Raw genomic sequence first — 24,250 nt, forward strand, 5'->3', positions numbered from 1 at the left:
GTCGACGCCCGCGCCGTGAAGGGGGGATGCGGTGCGGGTGCGAGCACCGTCAGGCGCTCTTCAAAAAAGGGGGGTCGGTCCGGTTCACGCCGCGCTCGCTCACGCCGGACGGCGCGGGGCTGAGGTCGTGGCCGGAGGTATGTGCAACGACCACCGGCCCACCCGTCATTCCCGGGGCCGTGCCGCCCACCCCGGCTGGGGTGCGGGAGGCGCGCTGCTGCGGTCGTGCACCAGGTATAACGCCCCGGCCCGGTCCCCGATTCCGCCACCGGGGTGTCCCCGACCACCCCCAAACCCGACACCCCTGCCCACCCCACTCACCTCACCTACCCGCCGCCCGTCCTCCACGCGTCGATCATGAAGTTGGCGGCGTCCGGTGTCCGGTTTGTCACCACCACCAACCTCATGGTCAACAACACGGGGCGGGACCGGTATGGGCGCAACCAGTCCGTCGAGCCTGCCCGCACGAAGAGCGCGGCGCATCCCGCCCCGATCCGGCCCGGCGGGAGATCTTGGAAGGAAACGGCCCTTATGGGGGCCGAAATCTTCCAAGATCTCCCGCGTTGGACCGCCGCAGCGCTCAAGAGGAGCCGACGGCGGGCTCAGCCACGCCTCGCATCGGTCGCCGCCACCCGGCGTGGGTCGATCATGAAGTTGCCGGCCACAAACCGGACAATCGATGCCGCCAAGTTCATGATCGGCGTGAGCCTTGCCGAGGGCAGTCGGGTTTGGCGGGAGCCGGCGGGCGGGTCGGGAGAGTCGAGGCCTGCGCCCGCGGATCCCGCCGGCCATCCGTTCCGGCGCGGCCCCGCCTGGCGCGCGATCTTGGTACGGGACGGCCGCCATGAGGGCGGGCTGCCGTGGCGGGACGATCATCGCGGGACGTACCGCCTAGGGTGGTCAGCGTGGCGACCCTTCTGCTTCTGCGACACGGCCGTACCACCGCGAACGCCGACGGCGGCCTCGCCGGACGGCAACCGGTCGAGCTGGACGACACCGGCCGGGCGCAGGCGACGGCGGTCGGCGCGCGCCTCGCCGGACTGCCGCTGGCGGCGGTGGTGACCAGCCCACTCATCCGCTGCCGGCAGACCCTGGAGCTGGCCCTGCCGGGCGCCGAGCCGGTGGCCGACGAGGGGTTGATCGAGTGCGGGTACGGCGACTGGGAGGGCCAGTCGCTGAAGAAGCTGGCTAAGGAGCCGCTCTGGCCGGTGGTGCAGCAGCACCCGAGCGCCGCCGCGTTTCCGCAGGGGGAGTCGATGGCGGCCATGTCCGCGCGCGCAGTCGCGACGGTACGGGCGTGGGACGCGCGCGTCACCGCCGAGCACGGGCCGGAGGCGGTCTGGCTGGCGTGCAGCCACGGCGATGTGATCAAGGCGATCGTGGCGGACGCGCTCGGCGTACACCTTGATCTTTTTCAGCGGATCGTGGCCGACCCGGCGTCGGTGACGGCGATCCGCTACACCCCGTTGCGGCCGTTCCTGGTCCGGCTCAACGACACCGGCGGCGACCTGTCGGCGCTGGTCCCGCCGCCGCGCAAGCGGCGCCGGCGCGCGGCGCGGGCGGCGGAGTCCGACGCGGCGGTCGGCGGGGGCGCGGGCGCGGCCGGGTGAGACCGGCGGACACGGCGCGTTCGCTCTGGGCGGATTCGGCATCGGTGGGCTGCACGGTGCTTCCACACGCCGGATAGGGTCGTGGGTATGACGCACCAGGTGCACGCCTTCGAGCCGCCGGAGCGGTTCGTCGCCGGTACGGTCGGCCCGCCGGGGGAGCGCACGTTCTTCCTCCAGGCGCGCGGCGGCGGCCGGCTGGTCAGCGTGTCGCTGGAGAAGGTCCAGATGTCGTTGCTCGCCGAGAAGCTCGAGGAGCTGCTCGCCGAGGCGCAGCGCCGCTTCGGCGTGAAGCTGCCGGAGCCGGTCACCACGGTGACCGGTGACAACGAGCCGCTCGACACGCCTGTCGACGAGGAGTTCCGGGTCGGCACGCTGGGCCTGGCCTTCGACGTGGACACCGCGACCGTGGTGATCGAGGCGATCGCCGTCGGTGAGGCGGAGGTCGAGGTCGAGCTGGGCGACGCGGACGACGACGCCGACGAGGACCCGGACGAGCCGGACGACGACCTCGACCGCCTGCGGGTGCGGCTGACCCCGGAGGCGACCCGCGAGTTCATCGAGCGGGCCAAGCGCGTCGTGAACGCCGGCCGGCCCCCCTGCCCGCTCTGCGGCCAGCCGCTCGACCCGGCCGGTCACCTCTGCCCCCGGCACAACGGCTATCACCGGTGACCTCGTCGGAACTGCAGCCCCGACAGGACGGCGCCGAGGCGCTGCGGCTGCTCGCCGACGGTGAGCTGACCCTGGAGGGGCGGCTCGTCGACGCTTCAAACGCCACGCTGCGCGGCGTCATCGCCCTCGGCGAGGTGACCGCGCACTGTGTCTACAAGCCGGTACGAGGTGAGCGCCCGCTCTGGGACTTCCCGGACGGCACGCTCGCCGGCCGGGAGGTGTCCGCCTACCTGGTGTCCCGGGCCACCGGCTGGGATCTGGTGCCGCCGACGGTGCTGCGGGACGGCCCGTTCGGGCCCGGCTCGTGCCAGCTCTGGATCGACGAGCCGGACGACGCCGAACCGCTCGTCGGTTTCGTGCCGGCCCGGGAGATCCCGCCGCGCTGGTTCCCGGTGGCCGCGGCCCGCGACGACGACGGGGCGGCGTACGCGCTGGCGCACGCCGACGACCCCCGCCTGGCCCGGCTCGCCGTGCTCGACGCGGTCATCAACAACGCCGACCGCAAGGGCGGGCACGTCCTCGTCGGCCAGGACGACCGGATCTACGGCGTCGACCACGGCGTGAGCTTCCACGTCGAGGAGAAGCTGCGTACGGTGCTGTGGGGCTGGGCCGGCCGTGAGCTGCCGCCGGACGCGGTGGAGATGCTCGACGGCCTGACCGCGCAGCTGCGCGGGCCACTGGGCGACGACTTGGCCGAGCACCTGACCATCGGTGAGCTGGCCGCGCTGGCGGCACGGGTCGAGCGGCTGCGCGAGTCCGGCCGGTTCCCGCTGCCGCCGCAGGAGTGGCCGGCGATGCCATGGCCGCCGATGTGAGCCGTTGTCGTGTTGATCACCCGTAGGGCGGCACCCGAGCGTCTGACGGATCGTTAGGCTGGCGGTCATGGAGTCTTGGGCGGGACACGAGGTGCCACGGCTGCCCGGCGAGGGCGTGCCGCTGAGGTTGTACGACTCGGCGCGGCAGGGCGCCCATCCCAGCCGGCCCGAGGGCAGCGCTTCGATGTACGTCTGCGGCATCACCCCGTACGACGCGACGCACCTCGGGCACGCCGCCACCATGATCGCCTTTGATCTGGTGCAGCGGATGTGGCGTGACGCCGGCCTCGACGTGCGGTACGTGCAGAACGTCACGGACATCGACGACCCGCTGCTGGAGCGCGCCGAGCGCGACGGTGAGGACTGGAAGGTCCTGGCCATGCGGGAGACCGCGCTGTTCCGTGAGGACATGGAATCGCTGCGGATGATCCCGCCGGCGCACTACGTCGGCGCCGTCGAGTCGATCCCGGACATCGCCGAGAAGGTGCTGGTGCTGCTCAAAGACGGCGCGGCGTACCGCCTCGACGACGGCACCGGCGACGTCTACTTCGACGTCTCCGCCGCGCCCCGGTTCGGCTACGAGTCCAACCTGTCCCGCGAGCAGATGATCGAGCTGTTCGCCGAGCGCGGCGGCGACCCGGAGCGCGCCGGCAAGCGTGACCCGCTCGACCCGCTGCTGTGGCGCGGCGCCCGCGAGGGCGAGCCGTCGTGGCCCGGCGGCGACCTGGGCGCGGGCCGTCCCGGCTGGCACATCGAGTGCACGGTCATCGCGTTGAACCTGCTCGGCGACCGGATCGACGTGCAGGGCGGCGGCAACGACCTGATCTTCCCGCACCACGAGTGCTCCGCCGCGCACGCCGAGCGGCTCACCGGCGAGGCGCCGTTCGCCGACCACTACGTGCACGCCGGCATGATCGGCCTGGACGGCGAGAAGATGTCGAAGTCCCAGGGCAACCTGGTCTTCGTGTCCCGGCTCCGGGCCGACAAGGTCGACCCGATGGCGGTCCGGCTGGCGCTGATGAGCGGCCACTACCGCAGCGACCGCTCCTGGACCGACGAACTGCTCACCGAGGCGCGGGAGCGGCTGGGCCGCTGGCGGCGGGCCGCCGCCGCGCCCGCGGGCCCGTCGGGGGCGGCGTTGCTGGCCGAGGTGCGCGAGCGCCTGGCCGACGACCTTGACACGCCGGGTGCCCTGACGGCGGCCGACCGTTGGGCCGACGGCGCGTTGAACGGCGTCACGGAGGACGCGGCCGCCCCGGCACTGTTCCGCGACACGGTGGACGCCCTCCTCGGCATCGCCCTCTAGCCCACCCACCGCGCCCGCGCCCTCTTCGCCCTCCCGCCTCCCTCCCGCCGCGCCGATCTTGCACTTGCGGCTCCCGTTCCCGCCCTTTTGTGCCGGTTCGCGGGGTCCGCAACCGCAAGATCACGCTCTTCGAAGGGCGGGTGGAACGTGGTGGGTGTGTCGAGGGCGGTTTGGCGCCGGGCGCCAGGAGCCGGGAGCGTCAGCCCAGGACCAGGCCGGGGTCGGGGTCCTGGTCGGGAGCGGGGGCGGGGATCTTGTACTCCTCGGTGAGCGTGGTCATCGGGCCCGGCCAGGTCGCCTGGGCGACCTCGATCGGCTTGTGCCGCTCGTCGTAGGCGACGTGCAGCAGGTGCAGCACCGGGGTGTCCGGGCGGATCTGGAGGATCTCCGCCTCCTCCCGGCTGGGCTGGCGTGCGCTGATCGTGTCGGTGGCGGTGACGTACCGCCGGCCGGTGACCTCCTCCGCCTCCTGGTAGAGCGGCCGGCCGAACGCCTCGGCCCGCTCCAGTGACGTGCCGGCGGTGTCGGCGGGCAGGAACCACGACGCGCCGACCTCGACCGGGGAGTCGTCGGTGCGTACCAGGTGCCGCCGGCAGAGCAGTTCGGTGCCGTCGGTGACGCCGAACGCGTCGGCCACCTCGGCCGGGGCGGGGGAGCGGCCGACGGAGACGAGCTGCTGGCGGTACCGGGCGGCCAGGTCGGTGTGGTAGCCGCGGAAGCCGCCGTACCGGCCCCGGGACAGGCGGTTGAGGCGACGCCGGGTGCCCCGGACGTACGTACCGGAGCCGGGTTTGGTGATCAGGATGCCCTCGACCCGCAGCTGGTCGACGGCGCGCTGCACGGTCTGCTTCGCCACGCCGAACATCTCGGCGATGGCCGGGATGGACGGCAGCCGCTCGCCCGGCCCCCAGTCGCCGCGGCGCACCTGGGCCTTGAGCTGCGCGGCGATCTGCCGGTGCGGGAACTCGGCCGCGCCCGGGTTGATCTGCATGCAGGCCTCCTCAGAACAGCTAGGTTCCTAGGATGCCCTAGAGGGTGTGACGGCACCACCCCGGACACGAAGAAGCCGGGCCCCGACAAGGGAAGCCCGGCTTCGACGGAAAGAGCTACCAGGAACCCGCTGTCGGCCCGGCGGAACCGCCGCGGCGGCGCAGGTACTTCTCGAACTCCTGGGCGATCTCGTCCCCGGTCAGCGGGGTGATGCCGGCGTCGCCGACCCGTTCCTCCAGCTCACGCACGTACTCACCGAGTTCGGCGTCCTGCTCGGCGGCGCTGCGCACCCGCTGTTCCCACTCGGCGGCCTCCTCGGCCAGGTCGGCCATCGGCACCGGCAGGTCGAGCACCTCCTCGACCCGGTGGAGCAGCGCGAGGGTGGCCTTCGGGCAGGGCGGGTTGTTGGCGTAGTGCGGCACGTGCACCCAGAACGACACCGCGTCGACCTCGGCCCGGGTGCAGGCGTCGTGCAGCACGCCGACGATGCCGGTCGGTCCGTCGTACCGGGTGGGGGTGAGCTGGTAGCGCTTGGCCGCGTCGGCGTCCGACGCGCTGCCGCTGATCGGCAGCGGCCGGGTGTACGGCACGTCGGCCAGCAACGCGCCGAGCAGCACCACCCGCTCGACCTCCAGGCTGTGGCAGATCTCCAGCACCTGCTCGCAGAACGTCCGCCAGCGCATGCTCGGCTCGATGCCCCGGATCAGCACCACGTCCCGCTCGGTGCCCTCCGGGCTGGCCACCATGAAGCGCGTGGTGGGCCACTCGACGCGCCGGGTCTCGCCGTCGGCCATGGTGATCGTCGGGCGGCTCACCTGGAAGTCGTAGAAGTCCTCCGGGTCCAGCTCGGTCACCTGCCGGGCCTGCCAGACCTGCTCCAGGTGTTCCACGGCGGCGGTGGAGGCGTCGGCGGCGTCGTTCCAGCCCTCGAAGGCCGCGATGGCGACCGGCGAGCGCAGTACCGGCAGCCCGTCGAACTCGGTCACGCCGTCACCTCACCCTGCTCGTCGGGCGCGGCGTCGCCCCGTCGCACTGTCGCACCCCTGTTGTCCTTCACGTCCGTCAGCCTACGTGCCGCCGCCGGGGCCGGCCCGTCGGCCGCGCCGGTCGCCGGGCCGGGCCACCCGGGCGAACCGGCGGAAAGGGGTACGCGGGCCCGATGGGCAGTATGTGGGAAGGGCCGGTTCGGATAACTGTGCCGCAGTCGGGAGCACTACCCTGGAGCATGTGTCTATCTCGTTGCGTGACCTGCTGGCCGATCGGATCCTGATCGCGGACGGCGCGATGGGGACAATGCTCCAGGCCGCCGATCTGACCCTCGACGACTTCGACGGCCTCGAAGGCTGCAACGAGATCCTCAACGTGACCCGGCCGGACGTGGTCCGCGGCGTGCACGACGCCTACCTGGCGGCGGGCGCGGACTGCGTGGAGACCAACACGTTCGGCGCCAACCTGCCCAACCTCGCCGAGTACGGCATCTCCGGCCGGATCCGGGAGCTGTCCGAGGCGGGCGCGCGGATCGCGCGGGAGGCGGCCGACGCGTACGCGACGGAGGAACACCCCCGGTTCGTGCTCGGCTCGATGGGCCCGGGCACCAAGCTGCCCACGCTGGGCCACGCGACCTACGCCTCGCTGCGCGACGCGTACCAGGAGAACGCGGCCGGCCTGATCGCCGGCGGGGCGGATGCGCTGATCATCGAGACCTGCCAGGACCTGCTCCAGGTCAAGGCGGCGGTGGTCGGGTCGAAGCGGGCCCGCGCCGAGGCCGGCCGGGACGTGCCGATCATCTGCCAGGTCGCGGTGGAGACCACCGGCACCATGCTGCTGGGCAGTGAGATCGGCGCCGCGCTGACCGCGATCGAGCCGCTCGGCGTCGACCTGATCGGGCTGAACTGCTCCACCGGCCCGGCGGAGATGGGCGAGCACCTGCGTTACCTGGCGCAGCACTCGCGTATCCCGATCTCGGTGATGCCGAACGCGGGCCTGCCGGTGCTGACCGCCGACGGGGCGTACTTCCCGCTCAGCCCGGACGAGCTGGCCGACGCGCTGGAACAGTTCGTCACCGACTACGGCGTGGGCCTGATCGGCGGCTGCTGCGGCACCACCCCGGAGCACATCCGGGTGCTGGTGGATCGGCTGGGCGGGCGGGCGCCGGTGGCGCGCGAGCCGGAGCCGGAGGCCGGGGTCTCCTCGATCTACCACCACGTGTCGTTCGCCCAGGACGCCAGCGTCCTGATGGTGGGGGAGCGGACGAACGCCAACGGCTCGAAGGCGTTCCGCGAGTCGATGCTCGCCGGGGACTGGCAGGCCTGCGTGGAGGTCGCCCGCAGCCAGGCACGCGACGGCTCGCACCTGCTCGACCTCTGCGTCGACTACGTCGGCCGCGACGGCACGCAGGACATGCGGGAGCTGGCCGGCCGGTTCGCCACCGCCTCGACCCTGCCGATCGTGCTGGACTCCACCGAGCCGGCGGTCATCGAGGCCGGGCTGGAGATGCTCGGCGGCCGGTGCGTGGTCAACTCGGTCAACTTCGAGGACGGCGACGGCCCCGACTCCCGCTACGCGCGGGTCATGCCGGTGGTCAAGGAGCACGGCGCCGCCGTCGTGGCGCTGCTCATCGACGAGGAGGGCCAGGCCCGCACCCGCGAGTGGAAGGTACGGGTGGCCAGCCGGCTGATCGACGACCTGACCGGCCGGTGGGGGATGCGCCGGGAGGACATCCTCATCGACGCGCTGACGTTCCCGATCGCCACCGGGCAGGAGGAGACCCGCCGCGACGGCATCGAGACGATCGAGGCGATCCGGGAGATCGCCGCGCGTTACCCGGGCGTCAACTTCACCGCCGGCATCTCCAACGTGTCGTTCGGTCTCAACCCGGCGGCGCGGCAGGTGCTCAACTCGGTGTTCCTGCACGAGTGCGCCCAGGCCGGGCTGACCTCGGCGATCGTGCACGCCAGCAAGATCCTGCCGATGGCGCGGATCCCGGACGAGCAGCGTGAGGTGGCGCTCGACCTGGTGTACGACCGCCGTCGCGAAGGCTACGACCCGGTGCAGCGGTTCATCGAGGCGTTCGAGGGCGTGGACGCGGCGTCGGCGCGCGCCACCCGGGCCGAGGAGCTGGCCGCGCTGCCGCTGGACGAGCGGCTCAAGCGGCGGATCATCGACGGCGAGCGCAACGGCCTGGAGGCCGACCTGGACACCGCGATGGCGCAGGGGCGTACGCCGCTGTCCATCATCAACGACCTGCTGCTGGACGGCATGAAGGTGGTCGGCGAGCTGTTCGGCTCGGGCCAGATGCAGTTGCCGTTCGTGCTCCAGTCCGCCGAGGTGATGAAGACCGCGGTGGCCTATCTGGAGCCGCACATGGAGAAGACCGATGACGACGGCAAGGGCCGCATCGTGCTCGCCACCGTCAAGGGCGACGTGCACGACATCGGCAAGAACCTGGTCGACATCATCCTGTCCAACAACGGCTACGACGTGGTGAACATCGGCATCAAGCAGCCGATCAACGCGATCATCGACGCCGCCGAGGAGCACCGGGCCGACGCGATCGGCATGTCCGGCCTGCTCGTGAAGAGCACCGTGATCATGAAGGAGAACCTGGCCGAGATGGCCTCCCGCGGCGTGGCCGAGCGGTGGCCGGTGCTGCTCGGCGGCGCGGCGCTGACCCGCGCGTACGTCGAGGACGACCTCCGGTCGATCTACCCGGGCCAGGTGCACTACGCCCGCGACGCCTTCGAGGGGCTGTCCCTGATGGACCGCGTGATGGCGGCCAAGCGCGGCGGCGCGCCGGTGATCGACCCGGAGCGCGAGGCGGCACTGGCGGCCCGCCGGGAGCGCCGCGAGCGGCAGCGGGCGCAGGTCCGCGAGGCGCTGCCCGAACTGGACGACTCCTCGGTCCGCTCGGACGTGGCGACGGACGTGGCCGTGCCGAAGCCGCCGTTCTTCGGCACCCGTGTCGTCAAGGGCGTGCCGCTGGCCGACTACGCGGCGCTGCTCGACGAGCGCGCCACGTTCCTGGGCCAGTGGGGGTTGCGCGGCGCCCGCGGCGGCAAGGGACCGTCGTACGAGGAACTGGTGGAGACCGAGGGCCGGCCCCGGCTGCGGTACTGGCTGGACCGCCTGATCTCCGACCAGGTGCTGGAGGCGGCAGTGGTGTACGGCTACTTCCCCGCGTACTCCGAGGGCAACGACCTGGTGGTGCTGGACGAGAACGGCCACAGCGAGCGGGCCCGGTTCGCCTTCCCCCGGCAGCGGCAGGAGCGGCGGCTGTGCCTGGCCGACTTCTTCCGGCCCAAGGGCGACCAGCTCGACGTGGTGGCGTTGCAGCTGGTCACCGTCGGGCAGCCGATCAGCGAATACACCGCGAAGATGTTCGCCGGCAACGAGTACCGCGACTACCTGGAGGTGCACGGCCTGTCCGTGCAGCTCACCGAGGCCCTGGCCGAGTACTGGCACCGGCGGATCCGGGCCGAGCTGGTGCTGCCCGGTGGCGGCACCGTGGCCGACGACGACCCGGCCGACCTGGCCGGTCTGCTGCGCACCGACTACCGGGGCTGCCGGTACGCGTTCGGCTACCCGGCCTGCCCGGACCTTGAGGACCGGGCGAAGATCGTGGAGCTGCTGGGCGCGGAGCGGATCGGCGTGCAGTTGTCGGAGGAGTTCCAGCTCGTGCCGGAGCAGGCCACCGACGCGATCGTGGTGCACCACCCGGAGGCGAACTACTTCAACGCCAAGTGACGCCGGATGCTGTCGACCTGTCCGAAGCGAACAGGCCGCCGCATCGGTAGGCCCGTGCCGTGGATCAGGGCTGGGACGCCACGGTGAGCTTTGCGACGTCCGGGGCATAGACGGTCATCCAGTGCGGATGCAGCCGGTAGTAGACCACCTCGTTGTCCCAGTCGAAGAGGTCGTCGCCGTAGAAGTCCTTCAAGTACGCGAGCACGTCCGGCCAGTCCGTGGCCTGGTCGCCGTTGCGGGGGTTGAGGATCTCCACCGTGCCGTGCGTGAAGACGCCGAGGTCCTCACCGCGCATGTGCGCGGCGCTGACGGCGGGCCGCGCCGCGAGGTGGCGCGCCTTGGCGGCGTCGGGCGCCGTGCCGAAGTACCACTTGCCTCGCAGGAAGTGCCCGTCGACACCGCTGATCCGCGGCTCACCCTTCGCCGTCACGCTGGACAGAGCGAGGGTGCACATGCCGGTGAGGACCTGGGTGAGCTGCTCCGCGTCCAGCGTGCTCGCGGTGTTGATGATCGAGCGGAGGTGGGAGGTGGAGTCGGCGAGGGAGGCGTCAAGGAGGGCTTGGAGCTCTTCGAGATCTTGTGGGGTTTCGCGCATGGTGGTCCTTGTCTCTCCGCATCTGTCTGCGCTGTGGTCGGCGCCTCTCACCGCGCCGACCGATGAACCCATGCTCCACCCAAAACCTGACACCTTGCGTCATATTTCTTCACCTGGCTGCGGACGCCAGCGGGCCGCACGGCTGTCCCGGTCCTGCGGCCGCGCGTTACGGGTCGAGTGGTTCGATGACCTGTTTTCGGGCGTGTTGGTAGATGACGGAGCTGCGGAACCCGACGATCTCGCGGCGTCCGCTGAACTTGTCCATAAGGAAGGAGTGCAGGCTGTCGACGCTGGGGACGGCGACGTGGACGAGGAAGTCGTCGCCGCCGGCCACGACGTACACCGACAACACCTCGGGCAGCTCCATCGCATATTTCTTGAAGCCGTCGATGACGGTTCGGCTCAGGGGCCGGACCTGCACGTGCAGCAATGCTTGTACGCCGCGGTTGAGGGCGGCCAGGCTGATCTCGGCGTGATAGCCGGTGATCACGCCGCGTTCCCGCAGTGCGCGCACGCGTTCCAGGCAGGTGGACGGCGCGATGCCGACCGCGCGGGCCAGTTCGCGGTTGGTCTGCCGCGCGTGTGTCTGCAGGTGCTCGATGATCGCCGAATCAAGTTCGTCCACGACCGGGATCCTGTCATCTTCTCCGAACGATGTTCGCTTTGAGCTGGTCGGCGCCAACCACCTGCCTACTGTCGATCCCGTTCCGGCGAGCGCACGACAGGAGCCATCATGGTCGCGACCCACCTCGACACCGAGCCCGTGCACGAACACGTCGTCATCAGGCGGGGCGTACGGTCCGGCCTGCCGATCGTCGTCGCGGTGCACTCCACCGCGCTCGGTCAGGCCATCGGCGGCTGCCGGGTCGCGCAGTACCCGCACTGGCGTGACGGGCTCACCGACGCGCTGCGGCTGTCGGCCGCGATGTCGGACAAATGCGCGCTGGCCGGGCTGCCCAACGGCGGCGGCAAGACCGTCGTCGCCCTGCCCCCGGGCAGGACACTCGACGCGGCCGCCCGTCGGGCGGTGCTGCATGACGCGGGCGACGTGATCGCCGGCCTGGACGGCGCCTATGCCACCGGACCGGACGTGGGAACCGGACCGGACGACATGGTCACGATCGCCGAGCGGACCCCGTATGCGTTCTGCCGACCGGTGCACGCCGGTGGCAGCGGCGACTCCTCCGGACACACCGCCGTCGGCGTCCTCGCCGCGCTGCATGCCCTGTGCGCCGAGCGATTCGGGTCAGCCGACCTGTCCGCGCGCAGCTTCGCCGTTCTCGGCCTCGGCCGTGTCGGCGGCCACGTACTGCGCATGCTCGCCGAAGCCGGCGCGACCCTGGTGGCCGCCGACATCGACGAGGGTAGACGAACGCTCGCCGACGCCGCGGGTGCCGCCTGGACCAGCCCGCAGGACTGCCTGACCGCCGACGTGGACGTGCTCGTCCCCGCCGCGCTCGGCGGTCTGCTCACCTCGCACACGGTGCCGACACTGCGGTGCGCCGCGATCGCCGGCCCGGCCAACAACCAACTCGACACCCCGGCCACCGCCGACCTGCTGCACCAGCACGGCATCCTCTGGGCACCGGACATCATCGTCAGCGCAGGCGGCATCATCCACGCCACTGCCGTCGAACTGCACCAGGAAACCTCCGCCCAGGCCACCGCCCGGGTTCAGGGCATCGCCGACACCCTCGCCGGCATCCTGCGCACCGCCCGCGCCACCGGCTCGACCCCGGCCGCCGCCGCCCGCTCCCGCGCCCGCCACCGCATCGAACACCGCCGCTGACCCTGCCACCACCCGACCGCAAGACAGCCGCCCAGCCGCCACCGTTCTCGACGCGGACGCACCACCGCTACCCGGTGACAGCTCAGGGCCGAGTGACGCCGTCATCCGGCCCGAGCTGAACTGACAGGTTTACGACACCCGGCCGGCCCGCCACCGGGCCGCTGGGTCGGTCGAGCCGTGCCCGGAACGGGCGCCTCCGCGAGCCTCTGGTAATCGTTGTATTTACATGGTTTGATCTGCCCTCAGGATCTGACCCGGATTCAGAGGAGCCTCATGCGAGTCACCATCCGCGCGCTCGTGGCAGGGCTGGCACTGGCCGTCGCGGCCACGACCGGCGCTGCCGCCGCGCCCTCCGCCGGCGCCGCCGCCGTCGACCCGGCCGACGAGTCGCAGGACTTCCCGTTCCCCGGCGCTGACACCATCGCCCTGCATGACGGCTCCAACAAGTACATCACGTACGGGGCCAGCAGCGGCGGGCGCAAGGTGCCGTACTCCGTCTCCGGCTCCGGGAACGTCGTCGGCACCTCGCCGACCGTGGCCGGCGACGCCATGCCGAGCGGCGGCGGGGCGTGGGTCGAGGCCGGCGCCGGGATCTGGACGCCGGGGGCGTTCTACCACGTCAAGGACGGGGTCGGCCGCTACTACCTCTTCTACACGGCCACCCGCAAGAACGACGACGGCCGCAAGTGCATCGGGGTGGCTCGCTCCCAGAACCCGTACGGCGGGTTCATCGCCGAGGACCTGCCGATCGCCTGCCCGGACAAGGGCAGCCGGTGGGCGCTGGACGCGGACGTCACCGCCGGTCCCGCTGGTGCGATCTGGATGACCTGGCGGGACGGGCAGCGTGCCGAAGGGCAGGAGTCGGCGCTCTCCGTCATGAGGTTGAAGTTCAACACGAACGGCACCGTCGACCGCGACAGCGAGCCGGTCGTCATCTTCCGCAGCGACAATCTGAGCTGGGTCACGTACCGCGACACGAGCGGCGTCGCCGTGATCGAGAACCCGAGTGCGTTCAACCACAACGGTTCCTGGTATCTGTTCTACTCCGGCAACGCCTGGCGGGAGAACTACTACTCGACCGGCATCGCCTTCTGCGGCGACCGGATCGACGACGGCCTGTGCGCGCCGATGCCCGGACCGAATCGGGCCTGGTTCTCCTACTCGGGTCCGGCCGCGCACCTGCCCGACACCATGCGCAAGTACTCGTTGCCGGGGAACAAGCGCGGGCCGGGCGCGATGGACGTCTACCGGGCCCGCGACGGCAAGCCGTGGGTGACGTGGAACTACCTCGCCGACGACGGCTCGGGGCGTAAGAGCCGGACCGGGCGTCTCGTCATCACCGGCTCCGGCTCCAATGCCGACTTCAAGGTGGAGCTCTAACGATTGTCACCGGACTGCGACCGCCACCACAGTGGCGGCGCCGGTCCAGTGTGCCCTCCAACAGGAAGGACCATTGATGAGAAGAACCTACCGAAACGTCCGCCGCGCCGTCGCCCTGATCAGCACGCTCACGGTGGCGACGCTCCTCCTGCCGGTCTCACCCGCCGCGGCGGCGTCGACCTTCCAGGCCGGCCACCTGAACATCTTGAACGAGCTCGACCACCCGGCGTTCCTCCACGACCTGAACCTGATCACCTCGAAGGCCGACATGGTCGCGCTCAACGAGGTGGGTCCCCGCAGGGCCTTCCTGGTGGACTGGGCCGCAAACAACGGCTGGACGTTCTACGCCCCGACTACTTCGGTGCACGCGGCCGGTGAAGCCCTGCTGGCGAAGAAGAGCATGTTCGAAGTGGTCGACAAGGGGTCGAAGTTCGTGTGCGACACCAACCCCGACGAGCCACCGCCGCCGCGCTACAACAACTGGGTCAAGTACCGGCACAAGGCGACCGGGCGGTTCGTGTTCCACATCAACTTCCACGCCGTCGCCGGTATCGACAACAACGGCTGGCCGGAAGACCTTCCGCGTACCCGGTGCGCGGAGCAGCAGTTCGCGGAGGTCAAGGAGCTGGCCCGCGAGAAGAAGGCCGAGGGGCAGGTCATCGTCAGCGGCGACCTCAACGTCGACTTCAGCGCCGACAAGGCCCGCGGGTACGAGAAGTTCCCGTGGAAGGTCTTCGAGGCCAACGAGCTGCCGAACCTCCGCTCCGTCTACAACCTCTACGGCGAGAAGGGGACCGGCACGCACAAGAACCGGCACATCGACTACATCTACTTCTGGAAGCGGATCGAGAGCTCCCAGGTCATGTGGATGACCGACTACCGCATCGTCGGGGACACCAACTCCGACCACAAGGGTGTCGTGGCGGACTTCTCCCTCGCACCCTGACCGGTACGAACGGGTCGGGCTCCGTCGACGAGCGGTCGGCGGAGCTCCGACCTGTGCGGACCACAACGCCGGCCGTCACGTGTCGTAGAGCCCGTCCCACGGCTCGTGGAATCCGAGGCGATCCGGATACAGCTCGACCCAGTCGACGTGGCGGCCGTCGCCCGCCCGGTCGCCGGACTCGTCGACCAGGCCGAAGACGACGCCGTCCCGACGGGTCTGGAACGGTCGTACGGCGATGTCGCCGTACGACGTGCCGGGCAGGCTCGCGAGCAGTTCGCCGAGCGCCGCGGCCAGCGCGCCTCGATCCTGGACCCGGGTGATCCTCGACCGCCGGTACGTCCCGTCGTGGTCGAACAGGTGCACGTACGCGTGGTGGTCCCACGCCGAGGCGAGGAACAGCCCGTCGTCGTAGCGGCCGATGGTGTCCGCGCGGTGGCCGGGCTCGTGCGCGATGGGAATCAGCCGGGGTACGGGCACTCGGTCAACGTAGCGTACGAGCGCGGGGCGCCCGCCGGGATGGCGGACGCCCCGAAGGATCGACGCGTCGATCAGCCGATCAGCGTGACCGAGTAGTCGTACGTCGTCCCGGTCACCGAGTACGTCGCGGTCTGCCCGTTCTCGCAGTACGACACGAAGCTGCTCGGGGTGCGTTGCGCTCCGGCCACCGCGTCGACCACCGGCCGGACGTCGGCGCCGACCGGCAGCGCGGTGGTGGTGAGATCGATCGTCCGCGACTGGTTGATCGGGTAGTTGTCGGTGTTCGCCGTCTCCAGACCGTTGCTCGCCGCGACACTGAAGGACATCACGAAGGCGGCGTTGTTCACCACGGCGATGCGCTGCACGCAGGGTTCGGCCTGCGCGCTTGCCGTGGAGGCCGCGGCCAGCGCCGACGCGCCGGCGGCGAGCGTCCCGACGAGTGCGGCTCCGACGAGCCGGGCGGGGAACGTCATGGGTGTCACCTCTCGGTCGTACGTGGCGCCGGGCGCCGACTGGCGGCGACCGGCGTGTGGTCCGTATCGAAGTTCCCGAACGTTTTCGATCGAACCCCGCAGATCGCAATAATCTGTGTCCGGCTGTGGTGCCCGTTCAGTCGCCGGCTCGGCCGGGGCAGTCAGACTGACGGAACGAGGGCGTGTGAGCGTCCCGGCGCGAGGAGTCCAAAGTGGCGAACTCCGGCCTTTCCTGTGTCGTCCGCGCGATCGGAGGCGGCCTGCCGCCGTTGGCGGACTCGGATCTCGGCCCCCGGGCGACGTACTTCACGATCCTCGTCATATCCGGTATGTACCTAGCCCCGATCGTCATGTTCGTCCTCGGAGCGTTCTGCGCCAGAGGCAGCCGACGCAGCCGCCGGATCAGCGCGGCTGCCGCGATCGTGATCGTCCTGTTCTACGCGTTGTCGCTGCTCGGCAGTGCCTTCACGTGGCCCGGACCGGAGCACCAGGGAGAACCGGGTGAGACTCTGTGGCTGATCGTGATCGGTTGCGGCGGCTTCCTGGTGATGCCCTGGCTCGTCGCGTTCGGCGGCGCCAAGGTGGCCGGCCGGCGTTCCGCAGCCACTGCCGAATAGCGGTCGGCCGGCGGGCGCTCCGGCGGAGGTGACAGGCGGTACTACGATTCGCCCATGCGGTTCTCGATCGAGATACGCCTGAAGGCGTCGGTACGTCAGCCCGTGCGTGGGGCGTACATGATGACGGCGACGCCGACCAGGCAGATGGCCGCGCCGACGAGGTCGTAGCGGTCGGGCCGGAACTTGTCGACCAGCATGCCCCAGGCGAGCGACCCGGCGACGAACACGCCGCCGTAGGCGGCGAGGATGCGACCGAAGTTCGGGTCCGGCTGGAACGTGGCCACGAACCCGTAGGCGCCGAGCGCGACCACCCCGGCGGCGATCCAGAGCAGCCCGCGGTTCTCCCGCCAGCCCTGCCACACCAGCCAGGCGCCGCCGATTTCGGCGAGCGCGGCCAGCAGGAACAGCAGGATGGAACGAGCGACCGTCATGCGTCAGACCGTAGCGGGGCCGTGGTCGCGACCGGTGAAGGGCAGGGGGCAGTGCGGGCTTCCGGCGCAGGTGACCAGGTCGTCGCAGCCGGCCGAGACGGCGGCCCGGAGCGTGTCGCGGACGACGGCGAGGTCCGCCAGCCGCCGCTCCACCTCGTCGAGCTTGTCCCGGGCCCGGGCCCGCAGGCCGGTGTCGCGCCGTCCGGCCGCGAGTAGGTCGGTGACCTCGGCGAGCGTGAAGCCGAGACGTTGCGCGGCCTTCACCACCCGCAGCAGGGTGACCGTCTCGGCCGGGTAGAGGCGATGCCCGCCCGGCGACCGCCGGGGCGCGGGGAGCAGCCCGCGCCGTTCGTAGTAGCGCAGCGTCTGCACGTTCACCCCGGCCGCGTCGGCGAGCCGGCCGCTGCGCAGCTCCGGCTCGCCCATCACCGGCCCCGCGCGGCCGTGGCCCGCCGGGCCAGGGCATCGAGTACGGCGACACGGCCCGCCGGGACCCGGATGTCGAGCGTCAGCGCGTCTGTGTCCGGGCGGGCGAGGTCGAACGTGAAGAAGGAGCAGCAGTCCGACTCGCGGGCGATCAGATCGCGGGCGACCGGTTCGGCGCGGCCGTCGAGGCGCAGTCGCAGATGCCCGGCGGAGAGCCGGTCGACGCCGCGCAGCGCGTCGTGGAACAGCCCGTCGAACTCGGCCAGCCGCAGCGGCCGGTCGTCGGTGGGCAGGGTGCAGGCGTCGGGCACCCAGGAGTCATCGGTCATGCCTCGACGGTAAGCCCGTACCGGGGTACCGGATGCAAGTGCCGGTCCACCCCTTTCCCGGCCTCGGCCTGCGGCGACGTCTGGAATACGGCTGTGCTCGCCGGCCCGGAGGGCTACCGTCACGAAAGTACGGGCCGACGCCGGGCCAGGCGCCGCGTCCACGCCCGAGCCGTCCCGTTGACGTGGCGGAAACGCCCGAGGGCGAGCATGGGTACGACGAAAGGGGCGGACATGACCGACGAGGTGACGTCGCAGGTCCCGCCGGAACCGGCGCCCGTGCTGAGCACGCCCGCCGGTGCCGCGCCGGCCGGGCCGCCGAGCAGCCTGGACCTGTGGGCCCGTGCCCAGGTGCTGCACCGCTGCTTCGGCGACGACGACGGCGAGCCGCACATCATGCGCGGCCTGGACTGACCGCCGTCCGGTCAGCGCACCGCCACACCGGCCCGCGCCAGCACCTCCCACCAGGACGCGAGGTCGGGGACCGGCTCGGCGTGGACCGCGTACTCGTCCAGCTGCCGCAGCTGTCCGGCGCTCGGTGCGGGTGAGACGGTGGCGCCCACGGCGACCAGGGCGTACCGGCTGCCACCGACGGTGAGCAGCATCGTGCCGAAGATCGTTCCCCGGGCCTCGGCCCGCTCGGCGGGGGCGGCGAACACCTCCGCGTCGCGCCGGTCGCGGGCGCGCAGCCGGCCCACGGCGCCAACCGTACCGTCACCGGCCCGGTGAACGTTTCCCGGCGGTGGTGCGTGAGAGCCGGTGAGCATCACCGGCGGCTGCCGGGGGTACTGCTGGGGAACACGGGTGCGACAGCCGGGAGGTCATGGTGGGGGACAGGGCGCGACGTCAGGGGCGCGGGCCGATCGCCGGACTGGTGGTGGCCGCGCTGGTGGCGGCCGGCTGCATGGCCGGCGGCTTCGACGAGGGGGAGCCGCGGCAGCCCGCGCCCCCGCGCGGCGCGCAGCCCGAGTCGCAGACCACCCGGGCGGACGGCACCACGAGCGTGGCCGAGTTCAAGCAGGACATCCAGGACGCCGTCCGGCTGGCCGAGCGCTACTGGGCGGAACAGTTCCGCGCCTCCGGCGAGCGGTTCACCCCGATCCGGCGGGTGGTGCCCTACACCCGGGAGGGCGAGGTGGCCTGTGCCGGGCAGGGGCTGCCGCGCAACAACGCGGTCTACTGCTCGGCGGGCGACTTCATCGCCTACGACGTGAACTGGTCGGTGGCGGCTTTCCGGCAGATCGGCGACGCGTTCCTGTTCTACCTGCTCGGCCACGAGTACGCCCACGGCATGCAGGTGCGGCTGGGCATCCGCTACAACTTCACCATCCAGCAGGAGCTGCAGGCCGACTGCATGGCCGGGGCGTACCTCGGGGACAGCGTGCGCTCCGGGGCGCTGGAGCTGGAGGACGGTGACCTGGAGGAGTTCAAGGAAGGGCTGCTGGCGGTCGGCGACGACCCCGACCAGCCCTGGTTCGCCGAGGGCTCGCACGGCACCGCCGAGCAGCGCAGCGAGTCGTTCTTCCGGGGGTACGAGAAGTCGCTGGGCGCCTGCGGCCTCGGGTGACGCCCGGATCACCGGAGATCGGGGACGGTGACGGGCACGCCGGACGCGGCTGGCAGGATCGGCGGGGTACGCGTACCGAAGGAGGCCCCCGCTGAGCAGCAAGCACCCCGCCGCCGTGCTCTTCGACATGGACGGCACCCTGGTCGACAGCGAGAAACTGTGGGACGTCGCGTTGCAGGAGCTGGCCGCCGTGTACGGCGGTGTCCTGTCCGACGACGCCCGCCGCGCGATCGTCGGCACCGGGATGGCCGACGCGATGCGGATCGTGCACGACGACCTGGGCCAGCCGGAGCGGGACGTGCGGGAAAGCGCCGACTGGATCAGCGCCCGGATCCTGGAGCTGTTCCGCACCGGGCTGCGCTGGCGTCCGGGCGCGCTGGCCCTGCTGCGGGCGGTACGCGACGCCGGCATCCCCACCGCGCTGGTCACCTCCAGCGGCCGGTCCCTGGTCGAGGTGGCCCTGGACACGCTGGGCCGGGACAGCTTCGACGCGGTGGTCTGCGGCGACGAGGTCGGCGCGGCAAAGCCGCACCCGGAGCCGTACCTGACCGCCGCGCGTCTGCTGGGCGTGCCGGTCGAGCGGTGCGTGGCGATCGAGGACTCACCGACCGGTGTGGCGAGCGCGCTCGCCGCCGGCGCGGCGGTGCTGGCCGTACCGGCCGAGGTGCCGCTGGCGTCCGCCGACGGCGTACACCAGGTGGAGAGCCTGCTCGGGGCGGACCTGGAGCTGCTCGCGGCCCTGCTGAGCCGTTAGGAAGGGCCCCTTCTTATGCACGAGGCGTTAAGAAGGGGCCCTTCCTTTCACGTCAGTCGTGGGCGATGGCGCCCAGGACGTTGATCCGCGCGGCGCGGATCGCCGGCAGCACCGCCGCGACCACGCCGATGATCGCGGCCAGGATCAGGAACGTCACCATCTGACCCCAGGGCAGGACCAGGTCGGTGATGCCCTCGTCCTTGAGCGCCTCGACCACCGCCGCGCCGAGACCGGTGCCGACCACCACGCCGAGCAGCGCGCCGAAGATGGAGATCACCACCGCCTCGACCGTGATCATGCGCATGGTCTGGGCGCGGCGCAGGCCGATGGCCCGCAGCAGGCCCAGCTCCCGGGTCCGTTCCAGCACCGACAGCGCGAGCGTGTTGATGATGCCCAGCACCGCGATCACGATGGCCAGCGCCAGCAGGATCTGGATCATCTGGAGCAGGGAGTCCAGCTGACCGGTCTGCTGCTCGATGAACCCGGCCCGGTCGGCCACCGACACCTCGGGGCTGTCCGCCAGCAGCCGCTCGATCTGCGGCTGCACCGCGTCCACCGACGTGCCGGGGGCGAGTTGCAGGAAGCCCTGGATCGGCTGCGGGATGGAGAAGTCCGCGGCGGCCTGCGGCGGCAGCGTCACCGGGTTGGTCAGCTGCGAACTCTCGTAGATGCCGCTGACCGTGTAGGTGCGGGCGTCGCCGCGGGACAGCTGCACCGGCACCGTCGAACCGACGGTGAGGTTGCGTGCCTTCGCGGTGTCGGAGCTGACCAGCATCTGGTCCGGCGCCAGCGTGCTGATGTCACCCGCGGTGGCCTTCGCCCCGAAGATCTGCTGCAGGGCGGCCACGTTGCTCGACACGGCCACCCAGGTCCGCTCGCCGCCGACCACCGCCATGTCGCCGTACTCGCCGTCGACCATCCGCACACCCGGGATCGCGGCGGCCTTCTCCAGCACCGCCGGGTCGAAGCTCGCCGGACGCGGCCCGGACGACGCGCCGGAGATCACCAGCTCCGCCTTGATGGTGTCCTCCGCGAGGGCGCCGATGCTGCCCTTTGCCGAGTCCAGGATCACCGTCACGCCGGTGACCAGGGCGATGCCCACCATCAGCGCGGCGGCGGTGATCGCGGTACGGCGCGGGTTGCGCCCCGAGTTGAGCCGGCCCAGCTTGCCCGGCACCGACCAGGAGAACATCGCGCCGAGCAGCGCGACCACCGGCCGGCTGATGATCGGCGTCAGCAGCGCCACCCCGATGAACGCGAACAGCACGCCGCCGAGGATGGTCGCCAGGGTGCTGTCGCCGGCGTGCCCGCCGAGGCCGAGGAACAGCAGCACCGCGCCGATGCCGGTGACCACCGCGCCGCCGACGGTGACCTTGGTGAGCGGCCGGTCCGGCGTGGCGACGTCCTGCATCGCGGCGATCGGCGGGATGCGCGAGGCGCGTACCGCCGGCAGCAGCGCGGCGATCACCGTGATCAGCATGCCGACCGCGAACGCGCCGATCACCGCCGAGGCCGGCACACCCAGGCCGGCCAGGGTCAGACCTCCGGCGAGCTGACCGAACAGGTACGCCAGCAGCGCGCCCACGCCGATGCCGGCGGCGAGCCCCAGCACCGAGGCGATCAGGCCGACCGCGAGGGCCTCCAGCACCACCGAGCCGATGACCTGCTTGCCGCTGGCCCCGATGGCCCGCATCAGGGCCAGCTCACGGGTGCGCTGGGCCACGATGATCGAGAACGTGTTGAGGATCAGGAACGTGCCGACCAGCAGCGCCACCGCGGCGAACCCGAGGAGGATCTTGTTGAAGAACGACAGCCCCTCCTTGAGGCCGGCCGAGGCGTCGGCGGCAAGTTGCTCGCCGGTCTTGACCTGGTAGTCGGCGCCCAGGGTGCGGGCCAACTCGCCGCGCAGCGCGGCCGGCGTGGTGCCGTCGGCGGCCTGGACGCTGACGTTGCTGAACACGTCCGGCTTGCCCAGCATCAGCTGCTGCGCCACCGGGGTGGTGAAGTAGACCTCGTTGGCGCCGCCGATCGAGTCCCGGCCGCCGCTGTAGCCGAACACGCCGACGAGCGTGAACTCCTTCTTCGGGGCCAGCGTCAGCACGCCGACCCGGTCGCCGACCTTGACCTTGCCCGCCTCGGCCAGCGCGGTGTTGATCACGATCTCGTCGTCGGCCTGCGGCGCGCGGCCCTCGCGGATCTCCACCAGGTCGCTCTCGCCGAGCCAGTTCTGGCCCAGCTGCGGCGGGCCGAACGAGGTGACCACCTTGCCGTTGCTGCCGATCATGCGGGCGCCGTCGGCGGCGACCACGCCCTCGGCGTCGGCGACGCCGGGCACCGCCTTGATCCGGTCGAGCACCGACGCCGGCATCGGGGTGCTCAGCGGCATGCCCTCCGCGGTGGAGACGTCGATCTTCGGTTTCGCCTCGACGCTGACGTCTACCTCGGCGTACGCGTCGGCGAAGACCGCGTCGAAGGACCGCCCGAGCGTGTCGGTGAGCACGAACGCGCCGGAGACGAACATGACGCCGAGCACCACCGCCAGCCCGGACAGCAGCAGGCGCAGCTTGCGCGCCAGCAGGCTCTTGAGTGTCGCCCGCAGCATCAGTTGCCCACCTCGACCGGGGCGTCCAGCTTCTTCATCGTGTCCAGCACCGTCTCGGCGGTCGGCTCGATCAGCTCCGAGACGATCTGCCCGTCGGCGAGGAAGACCACCCGGTCGGCGTACGCGGCGGCGGTCGGGTCGTGCGTGACCATGACGATGGTCTGGCCGTGCTCGCGGACCGAGTTGCGCAGGAACTTCAGCACGTCGGCGCCGGAGCGGGAGTCCAGGTTGCCGGTCGGCTCGTCCGCGAAGATCACCTCGGGGCGGGCGACGAGCGCCCGGGCGCAGGCGACGCGCTGCTGCTGGCCGCCGGAGAGCTGCGCCGGGCGGTGCCCGAGCCGCTCCCGCAGGCCGACCGTGTCGATCACCGTGTCGTACCAGGCCGGGTCCGGCTTGCGCCCGGCGATCGACAGCGGCAGCAGGATGTTCTCCTGCGCGGTGAGCGTGGGCAGCAGGTTGAACTGTTGGAAGATGAAGCCCACCTTGTCCCGGCGCAGCTTCGTCAGGCCCGCGTCGTTGAGGCCGGTCACCGTGGTGTCGCCGATGGACACGGTGCCCTTGGTCACCGTGTCCAGACCGGCGAGGCAGTGCATCAGTGTGGACTTGCCGGAGCCGGACGGCCCCATGATCGCGGTGAACCGGCCGCGTTCGAACTCGGCGGTCACCCCCCGCAGCGCGGCGACCTGTGCCTCGCCGCTGCCGTACACCTTCCACACGTCGTTCGCCCGGGCCGCGGCCTGCTCTCGGCCTACCGTCGCGGTCACGTCATCTACCTCTTCCGTATGTCGTTCTCATGCCGCACCGCCCCCGCTGGTCGGTGCGGCGGACTCCATCCTCGGGGCCGCACGGCCGAAAACCCTCCGACCTGGGGTGGAATCCGCGCCGAACTTCGGGTGAGGGTCGCCCCCCATCCGGGCTCAGGGTGACCCCTGACCGGCGGGTGTCGCCGACGTTAGGACCTGACCTGGCGTGATGGTCAACACATCGGCCCCCCCGCTGGTCACGGTAGGTGCCCCGCGCCACCTCACCCGCCGGGACGGACCAGGCCCGTCTCGTACGCGAGCACGACCGCCTGGACCCGGTCGCGCAACCGTAGCTTCGTCAGCACGTGCCCGACATGGGTTTTCACAGTGGTCTCACTGACCGACAGCACCCGGGCGATCTCCGCGTTCGACAGCCCGCGCGCCATGTGGGTGAGCACCTCGCGCTCCCGGTCGGTCAGCGGCGCCAGCGCCCGCGCCGGCGCGGCGGCCGGGTCCGGCAGCACCCGGGCGAAGCGGTCCAGCAGCCGGCGCAGGACGCGCGGGGAGATCACCGCGCCACCGGCGGCCACCGTGCGGATCGCGGCGACCAGGTCACCGGCCGGCACGTCCTTGGTCAGGAAGCCGGTCGCCCCGGCCCGCAGCGCCCCGACGACGTGGTCGTCCTGCTCGAACGTGGTGAGCACGAGCACCCGCACCGGCAGGCGGGCTGACACGATCGCCCGGGTGGCGGCCACCCCGTCCAGGCGGGGCATCCGGACGTCCATCAGCACCACGTCGGGCAGCAGCCGCCGGGACAGCTCCACCGCCTCCGCGCCGTCGCCGGCCTCACCCACCACGTCGAGGTCGTCCTCCGCGCCGAGCACCATCCGGAAGCCGGTACGCAGCAGCGGCTGGTCGTCGGCGAGCAGCACCCGCACCGGCCGGGACAGGGCGCCCTCGGTCATGCGTCCCCCTCCTCGTCCGGCGCGGC

Annotated in this window: 25 protein-coding genes; 12 read left to right on the forward strand and 13 right to left on the reverse strand. The window is 71.6% G+C overall.

What is annotated here, in order from left to right; all coding sequences use genetic code 11:
- The first annotated feature begins 896 nt into the window (after positions 1-896).
- The 4 genes from AB0C17_RS27270 to mshC all read left to right on the forward strand — a co-directional run bounded on the left by AB0C17_RS27270 (position 897) and on the right by mshC (position 4,400).
- Positions 897-1,610: a histidine phosphatase family protein gene (locus tag AB0C17_RS27270; protein WP_357384242.1), complete on the forward strand. Its 714-nt coding sequence runs from the start codon at positions 897-899 to the stop codon at positions 1,608-1,610.
- 87 nt (positions 1,611-1,697) lie between these two features.
- Entirely contained in the window at positions 1,698-2,279 is a 582-nt protein-coding gene (locus tag AB0C17_RS27275; RefSeq protein WP_357384244.1) for a DUF3090 domain-containing protein, read from the forward strand.
- Entirely contained in the window at positions 2,276-3,094 is an 819-nt protein-coding gene (locus AB0C17_RS27280) for an SCO1664 family protein (RefSeq protein ID WP_357384246.1), read from the forward strand. The genes AB0C17_RS27275 and AB0C17_RS27280 overlap by 4 nt, the downstream gene beginning before the upstream one ends.
- A 67-nt stretch (positions 3,095-3,161) precedes the next feature.
- Positions 3,162-4,400 (forward strand): cysteine--1-D-myo-inosityl 2-amino-2-deoxy-alpha-D-glucopyranoside ligase, encoded by a 1,239-nt coding sequence (gene mshC / locus AB0C17_RS27285; RefSeq protein WP_357481117.1) that lies wholly within the window; start codon positions 3,162-3,164, stop codon positions 4,398-4,400.
- Positions 4,401-4,599: 199 nt separating this feature from the next.
- On the opposite strand, the gene AB0C17_RS27290 is transcribed toward mshC, so the two are convergent.
- Complete coding sequence (locus AB0C17_RS27290) at positions 4,600-5,391, reverse strand: GntR family transcriptional regulator (RefSeq protein WP_194801606.1); 792 nt, start codon at positions 5,389-5,391, stop codon at positions 4,600-4,602.
- A gap of 115 nt (positions 5,392-5,506) precedes the next feature.
- Positions 5,507-6,376, reverse strand: coding sequence for a PAC2 family protein (locus AB0C17_RS27295; protein WP_030504102.1), 870 nt, complete (start codon positions 6,374-6,376; stop codon positions 5,507-5,509).
- A gap of 241 nt (positions 6,377-6,617) precedes the next feature.
- Between AB0C17_RS27295 and metH the strand changes: the two genes are divergently transcribed.
- Positions 6,618-10,133 (forward strand): methionine synthase, encoded by a 3,516-nt coding sequence (gene metH, locus AB0C17_RS27300; protein ID WP_357481119.1) that lies wholly within the window; start codon positions 6,618-6,620, stop codon positions 10,131-10,133.
- A 64-nt stretch (positions 10,134-10,197) separates the two neighbouring features.
- On the opposite strand, the gene AB0C17_RS27305 is transcribed toward metH, so the two are convergent.
- Both AB0C17_RS27305 and AB0C17_RS27310 read right to left on the reverse strand, forming a co-directional pair.
- Entirely contained in the window at positions 10,198-10,728 is a 531-nt protein-coding gene (locus AB0C17_RS27305; RefSeq protein ID WP_357481122.1) for a pyridoxamine 5'-phosphate oxidase family protein, read from the reverse strand.
- Between the two features lie 166 nt (positions 10,729-10,894).
- Positions 10,895-11,353, reverse strand: a complete 459-nt coding sequence (locus tag AB0C17_RS27310; protein ID WP_357384304.1) for an Lrp/AsnC family transcriptional regulator — start codon at positions 11,351-11,353, stop codon at positions 10,895-10,897.
- Positions 11,354-11,461: 108 nt separating this feature from the next.
- On the opposite strand from AB0C17_RS27310, the gene AB0C17_RS27315 reads away from it, so the two are divergent.
- From AB0C17_RS27315 to AB0C17_RS27325, 3 genes are all read left to right on the forward strand, one after another.
- Complete coding sequence (locus tag AB0C17_RS27315) at positions 11,462-12,517, forward strand: Glu/Leu/Phe/Val dehydrogenase dimerization domain-containing protein (RefSeq protein WP_357481125.1); 1,056 nt, start codon at positions 11,462-11,464, stop codon at positions 12,515-12,517.
- Positions 12,518-12,790: 273 nt separating this feature from the next.
- Positions 12,791-13,897: a family 43 glycosylhydrolase gene (locus tag AB0C17_RS27320; RefSeq protein WP_357384309.1), complete on the forward strand. Its 1,107-nt coding sequence runs from the start codon at positions 12,791-12,793 to the stop codon at positions 13,895-13,897.
- A gap of 76 nt (positions 13,898-13,973) precedes the next feature.
- Positions 13,974-14,843, forward strand: coding sequence for an endonuclease/exonuclease/phosphatase family protein (locus AB0C17_RS27325; RefSeq protein WP_357384311.1), 870 nt, complete (start codon positions 13,974-13,976; stop codon positions 14,841-14,843).
- A 75-nt stretch (positions 14,844-14,918) separates the two neighbouring features.
- On the opposite strand, the gene AB0C17_RS27330 is transcribed toward AB0C17_RS27325, so the two are convergent.
- Positions 14,919-15,320 (reverse strand): hypothetical protein, encoded by a 402-nt coding sequence (locus AB0C17_RS27330; protein WP_357384313.1) that lies wholly within the window; start codon positions 15,318-15,320, stop codon positions 14,919-14,921.
- 71 nt (positions 15,321-15,391) lie between these two features.
- Positions 15,392-15,793, reverse strand: a complete 402-nt coding sequence (locus AB0C17_RS27335) for a hypothetical protein (RefSeq protein WP_357384315.1) — start codon at positions 15,791-15,793, stop codon at positions 15,392-15,394.
- 212 nt (positions 15,794-16,005) lie between these two features.
- Here AB0C17_RS27335 and AB0C17_RS27340 point away from each other — a divergent pair, with 212 nt between their 5' ends.
- Positions 16,006-16,410, forward strand: coding sequence for a hypothetical protein (locus AB0C17_RS27340; RefSeq protein WP_357384317.1), 405 nt, complete (start codon positions 16,006-16,008; stop codon positions 16,408-16,410).
- A 95-nt stretch (positions 16,411-16,505) separates the two neighbouring features.
- Here AB0C17_RS27340 and AB0C17_RS27345 read toward each other — a convergent pair whose 3' ends face one another.
- Genes AB0C17_RS27345 through AB0C17_RS27355 form a run of 3 tightly spaced genes read right to left on the reverse strand, consistent with a single transcriptional unit; the run spans position 16,506 to position 17,596 of the window.
- Positions 16,506-16,841, reverse strand: a complete 336-nt coding sequence (locus AB0C17_RS27345; RefSeq protein ID WP_357384319.1) for a YnfA family protein — start codon at positions 16,839-16,841, stop codon at positions 16,506-16,508.
- A 3-nt stretch (positions 16,842-16,844) separates the two neighbouring features.
- Complete coding sequence (locus tag AB0C17_RS27350) at positions 16,845-17,267, reverse strand: MerR family transcriptional regulator (protein WP_357384321.1); 423 nt, start codon at positions 17,265-17,267, stop codon at positions 16,845-16,847.
- Positions 17,267-17,596 carry a hypothetical protein gene (locus AB0C17_RS27355; protein ID WP_357384323.1) on the reverse strand — a complete coding sequence of 110 codons (330 nt, stop codon included), beginning with the start codon at positions 17,594-17,596 and terminating at the stop codon, positions 17,267-17,269. Before AB0C17_RS27355 ends, AB0C17_RS27350 begins: the two co-directional genes overlap by 1 nt.
- Before the next feature lie 231 nt (positions 17,597-17,827).
- Between AB0C17_RS27355 and AB0C17_RS27360 the strand changes: the two genes are divergently transcribed.
- Positions 17,828-18,007, forward strand: a complete 180-nt coding sequence (locus AB0C17_RS27360; protein WP_357384325.1) for a hypothetical protein — start codon at positions 17,828-17,830, stop codon at positions 18,005-18,007.
- A gap of 11 nt (positions 18,008-18,018) precedes the next feature.
- Here AB0C17_RS27360 and AB0C17_RS27365 read toward each other — a convergent pair whose 3' ends face one another.
- Positions 18,019-18,291 carry a hypothetical protein gene (locus tag AB0C17_RS27365; protein WP_357481128.1) on the reverse strand — a complete coding sequence of 91 codons (273 nt, stop codon included), beginning with the start codon at positions 18,289-18,291 and terminating at the stop codon, positions 18,019-18,021.
- 125 nt (positions 18,292-18,416) lie between these two features.
- Here AB0C17_RS27365 and AB0C17_RS27370 point away from each other — a divergent pair, with 125 nt between their 5' ends.
- On the forward strand, positions 18,417-19,160 hold the full coding sequence (locus AB0C17_RS27370; RefSeq protein ID WP_357473392.1) for a neutral zinc metallopeptidase: 744 nt from the start codon (positions 18,417-18,419) through the stop codon (positions 19,158-19,160).
- Positions 19,161-19,275: 115 nt separating this feature from the next.
- Positions 19,276-19,914 carry an HAD family phosphatase gene (locus AB0C17_RS27375; protein WP_357481131.1) on the forward strand — a complete coding sequence of 213 codons (639 nt, stop codon included), beginning with the start codon at positions 19,276-19,278 and terminating at the stop codon, positions 19,912-19,914.
- Between the two features lie 52 nt (positions 19,915-19,966).
- Here the strand turns inward: AB0C17_RS27375 and AB0C17_RS27380 are convergent, their stop codons facing one another.
- The 3 genes from AB0C17_RS27380 to AB0C17_RS27390 form a co-directional block, all read right to left on the reverse strand.
- Complete coding sequence (locus AB0C17_RS27380) at positions 19,967-22,516, reverse strand: FtsX-like permease family protein (RefSeq protein ID WP_357473395.1); 2,550 nt, start codon at positions 22,514-22,516, stop codon at positions 19,967-19,969.
- Positions 22,516-23,280, reverse strand: coding sequence for an ABC transporter ATP-binding protein (locus AB0C17_RS27385; protein ID WP_357473398.1), 765 nt, complete (start codon positions 23,278-23,280; stop codon positions 22,516-22,518). Before AB0C17_RS27385 ends, AB0C17_RS27380 begins: the two co-directional genes overlap by 1 nt.
- 260 nt (positions 23,281-23,540) lie before the next feature.
- Complete coding sequence (locus AB0C17_RS27390; RefSeq protein WP_357384335.1) at positions 23,541-24,224, reverse strand: response regulator transcription factor; 684 nt, start codon at positions 24,222-24,224, stop codon at positions 23,541-23,543.
- Between the last annotated feature and the right edge of the window lie 26 nt (positions 24,225-24,250).

Origin of the sequence: Micromonospora sp. NPDC048887 (assembly GCF_040649715.1) — a bacterium.
Lineage (GTDB): Bacteria > Actinomycetota > Actinomycetes > Mycobacteriales > Micromonosporaceae > Micromonospora.

Coding starts and splice junctions, on each gene's coding strand:
- AB0C17_RS27335 (WP_357384315.1), bottom strand. CDS start 15,793: ATGACGTTCCCCGCCCGGCTCGTCGGAGCCGCACTCGTCGGGACGCTC.
- AB0C17_RS27350 (WP_357384321.1), bottom strand. CDS start 17,267: ATGGGCGAGCCGGAGCTGCGCAGCGGCCGGCTCGCCGACGCGGCCGGG.
- AB0C17_RS27320 (WP_357384309.1), top strand. CDS start 12,791: ATGCGAGTCACCATCCGCGCGCTCGTGGCAGGGCTGGCACTGGCCGTC.
- AB0C17_RS27315 (WP_357481125.1), top strand. CDS start 11,462: ATGGTCGCGACCCACCTCGACACCGAGCCCGTGCACGAACACGTCGTC.
- AB0C17_RS27275 (WP_357384244.1), top strand. CDS start 1,698: ATGACGCACCAGGTGCACGCCTTCGAGCCGCCGGAGCGGTTCGTCGCC.
- AB0C17_RS27380 (WP_357473395.1), bottom strand. CDS start 22,516: ATGCTGCGGGCGACACTCAAGAGCCTGCTGGCGCGCAAGCTGCGCCTG.
- AB0C17_RS27370 (WP_357473392.1), top strand. CDS start 18,417: ATGGTGGGGGACAGGGCGCGACGTCAGGGGCGCGGGCCGATCGCCGGA.
- mshC (WP_357481117.1), top strand. CDS start 3,162: ATGGAGTCTTGGGCGGGACACGAGGTGCCACGGCTGCCCGGCGAGGGC.
- AB0C17_RS27345 (WP_357384319.1), bottom strand. CDS start 16,841: ATGACGGTCGCTCGTTCCATCCTGCTGTTCCTGCTGGCCGCGCTCGCC.
- AB0C17_RS27390 (WP_357384335.1), bottom strand. CDS start 24,224: ATGACCGAGGGCGCCCTGTCCCGGCCGGTGCGGGTGCTGCTCGCCGAC.
- AB0C17_RS27305 (WP_357481122.1), bottom strand. CDS start 10,728: ATGCGCGAAACCCCACAAGATCTCGAAGAGCTCCAAGCCCTCCTTGAC.
- AB0C17_RS27325 (WP_357384311.1), top strand. CDS start 13,974: ATGAGAAGAACCTACCGAAACGTCCGCCGCGCCGTCGCCCTGATCAGC.
- AB0C17_RS27360 (WP_357384325.1), top strand. CDS start 17,828: ATGACCGACGAGGTGACGTCGCAGGTCCCGCCGGAACCGGCGCCCGTG.
- AB0C17_RS27290 (WP_194801606.1), bottom strand. CDS start 5,391: ATGCAGATCAACCCGGGCGCGGCCGAGTTCCCGCACCGGCAGATCGCC.
- AB0C17_RS27355 (WP_357384323.1), bottom strand. CDS start 17,596: ATGACCGATGACTCCTGGGTGCCCGACGCCTGCACCCTGCCCACCGAC.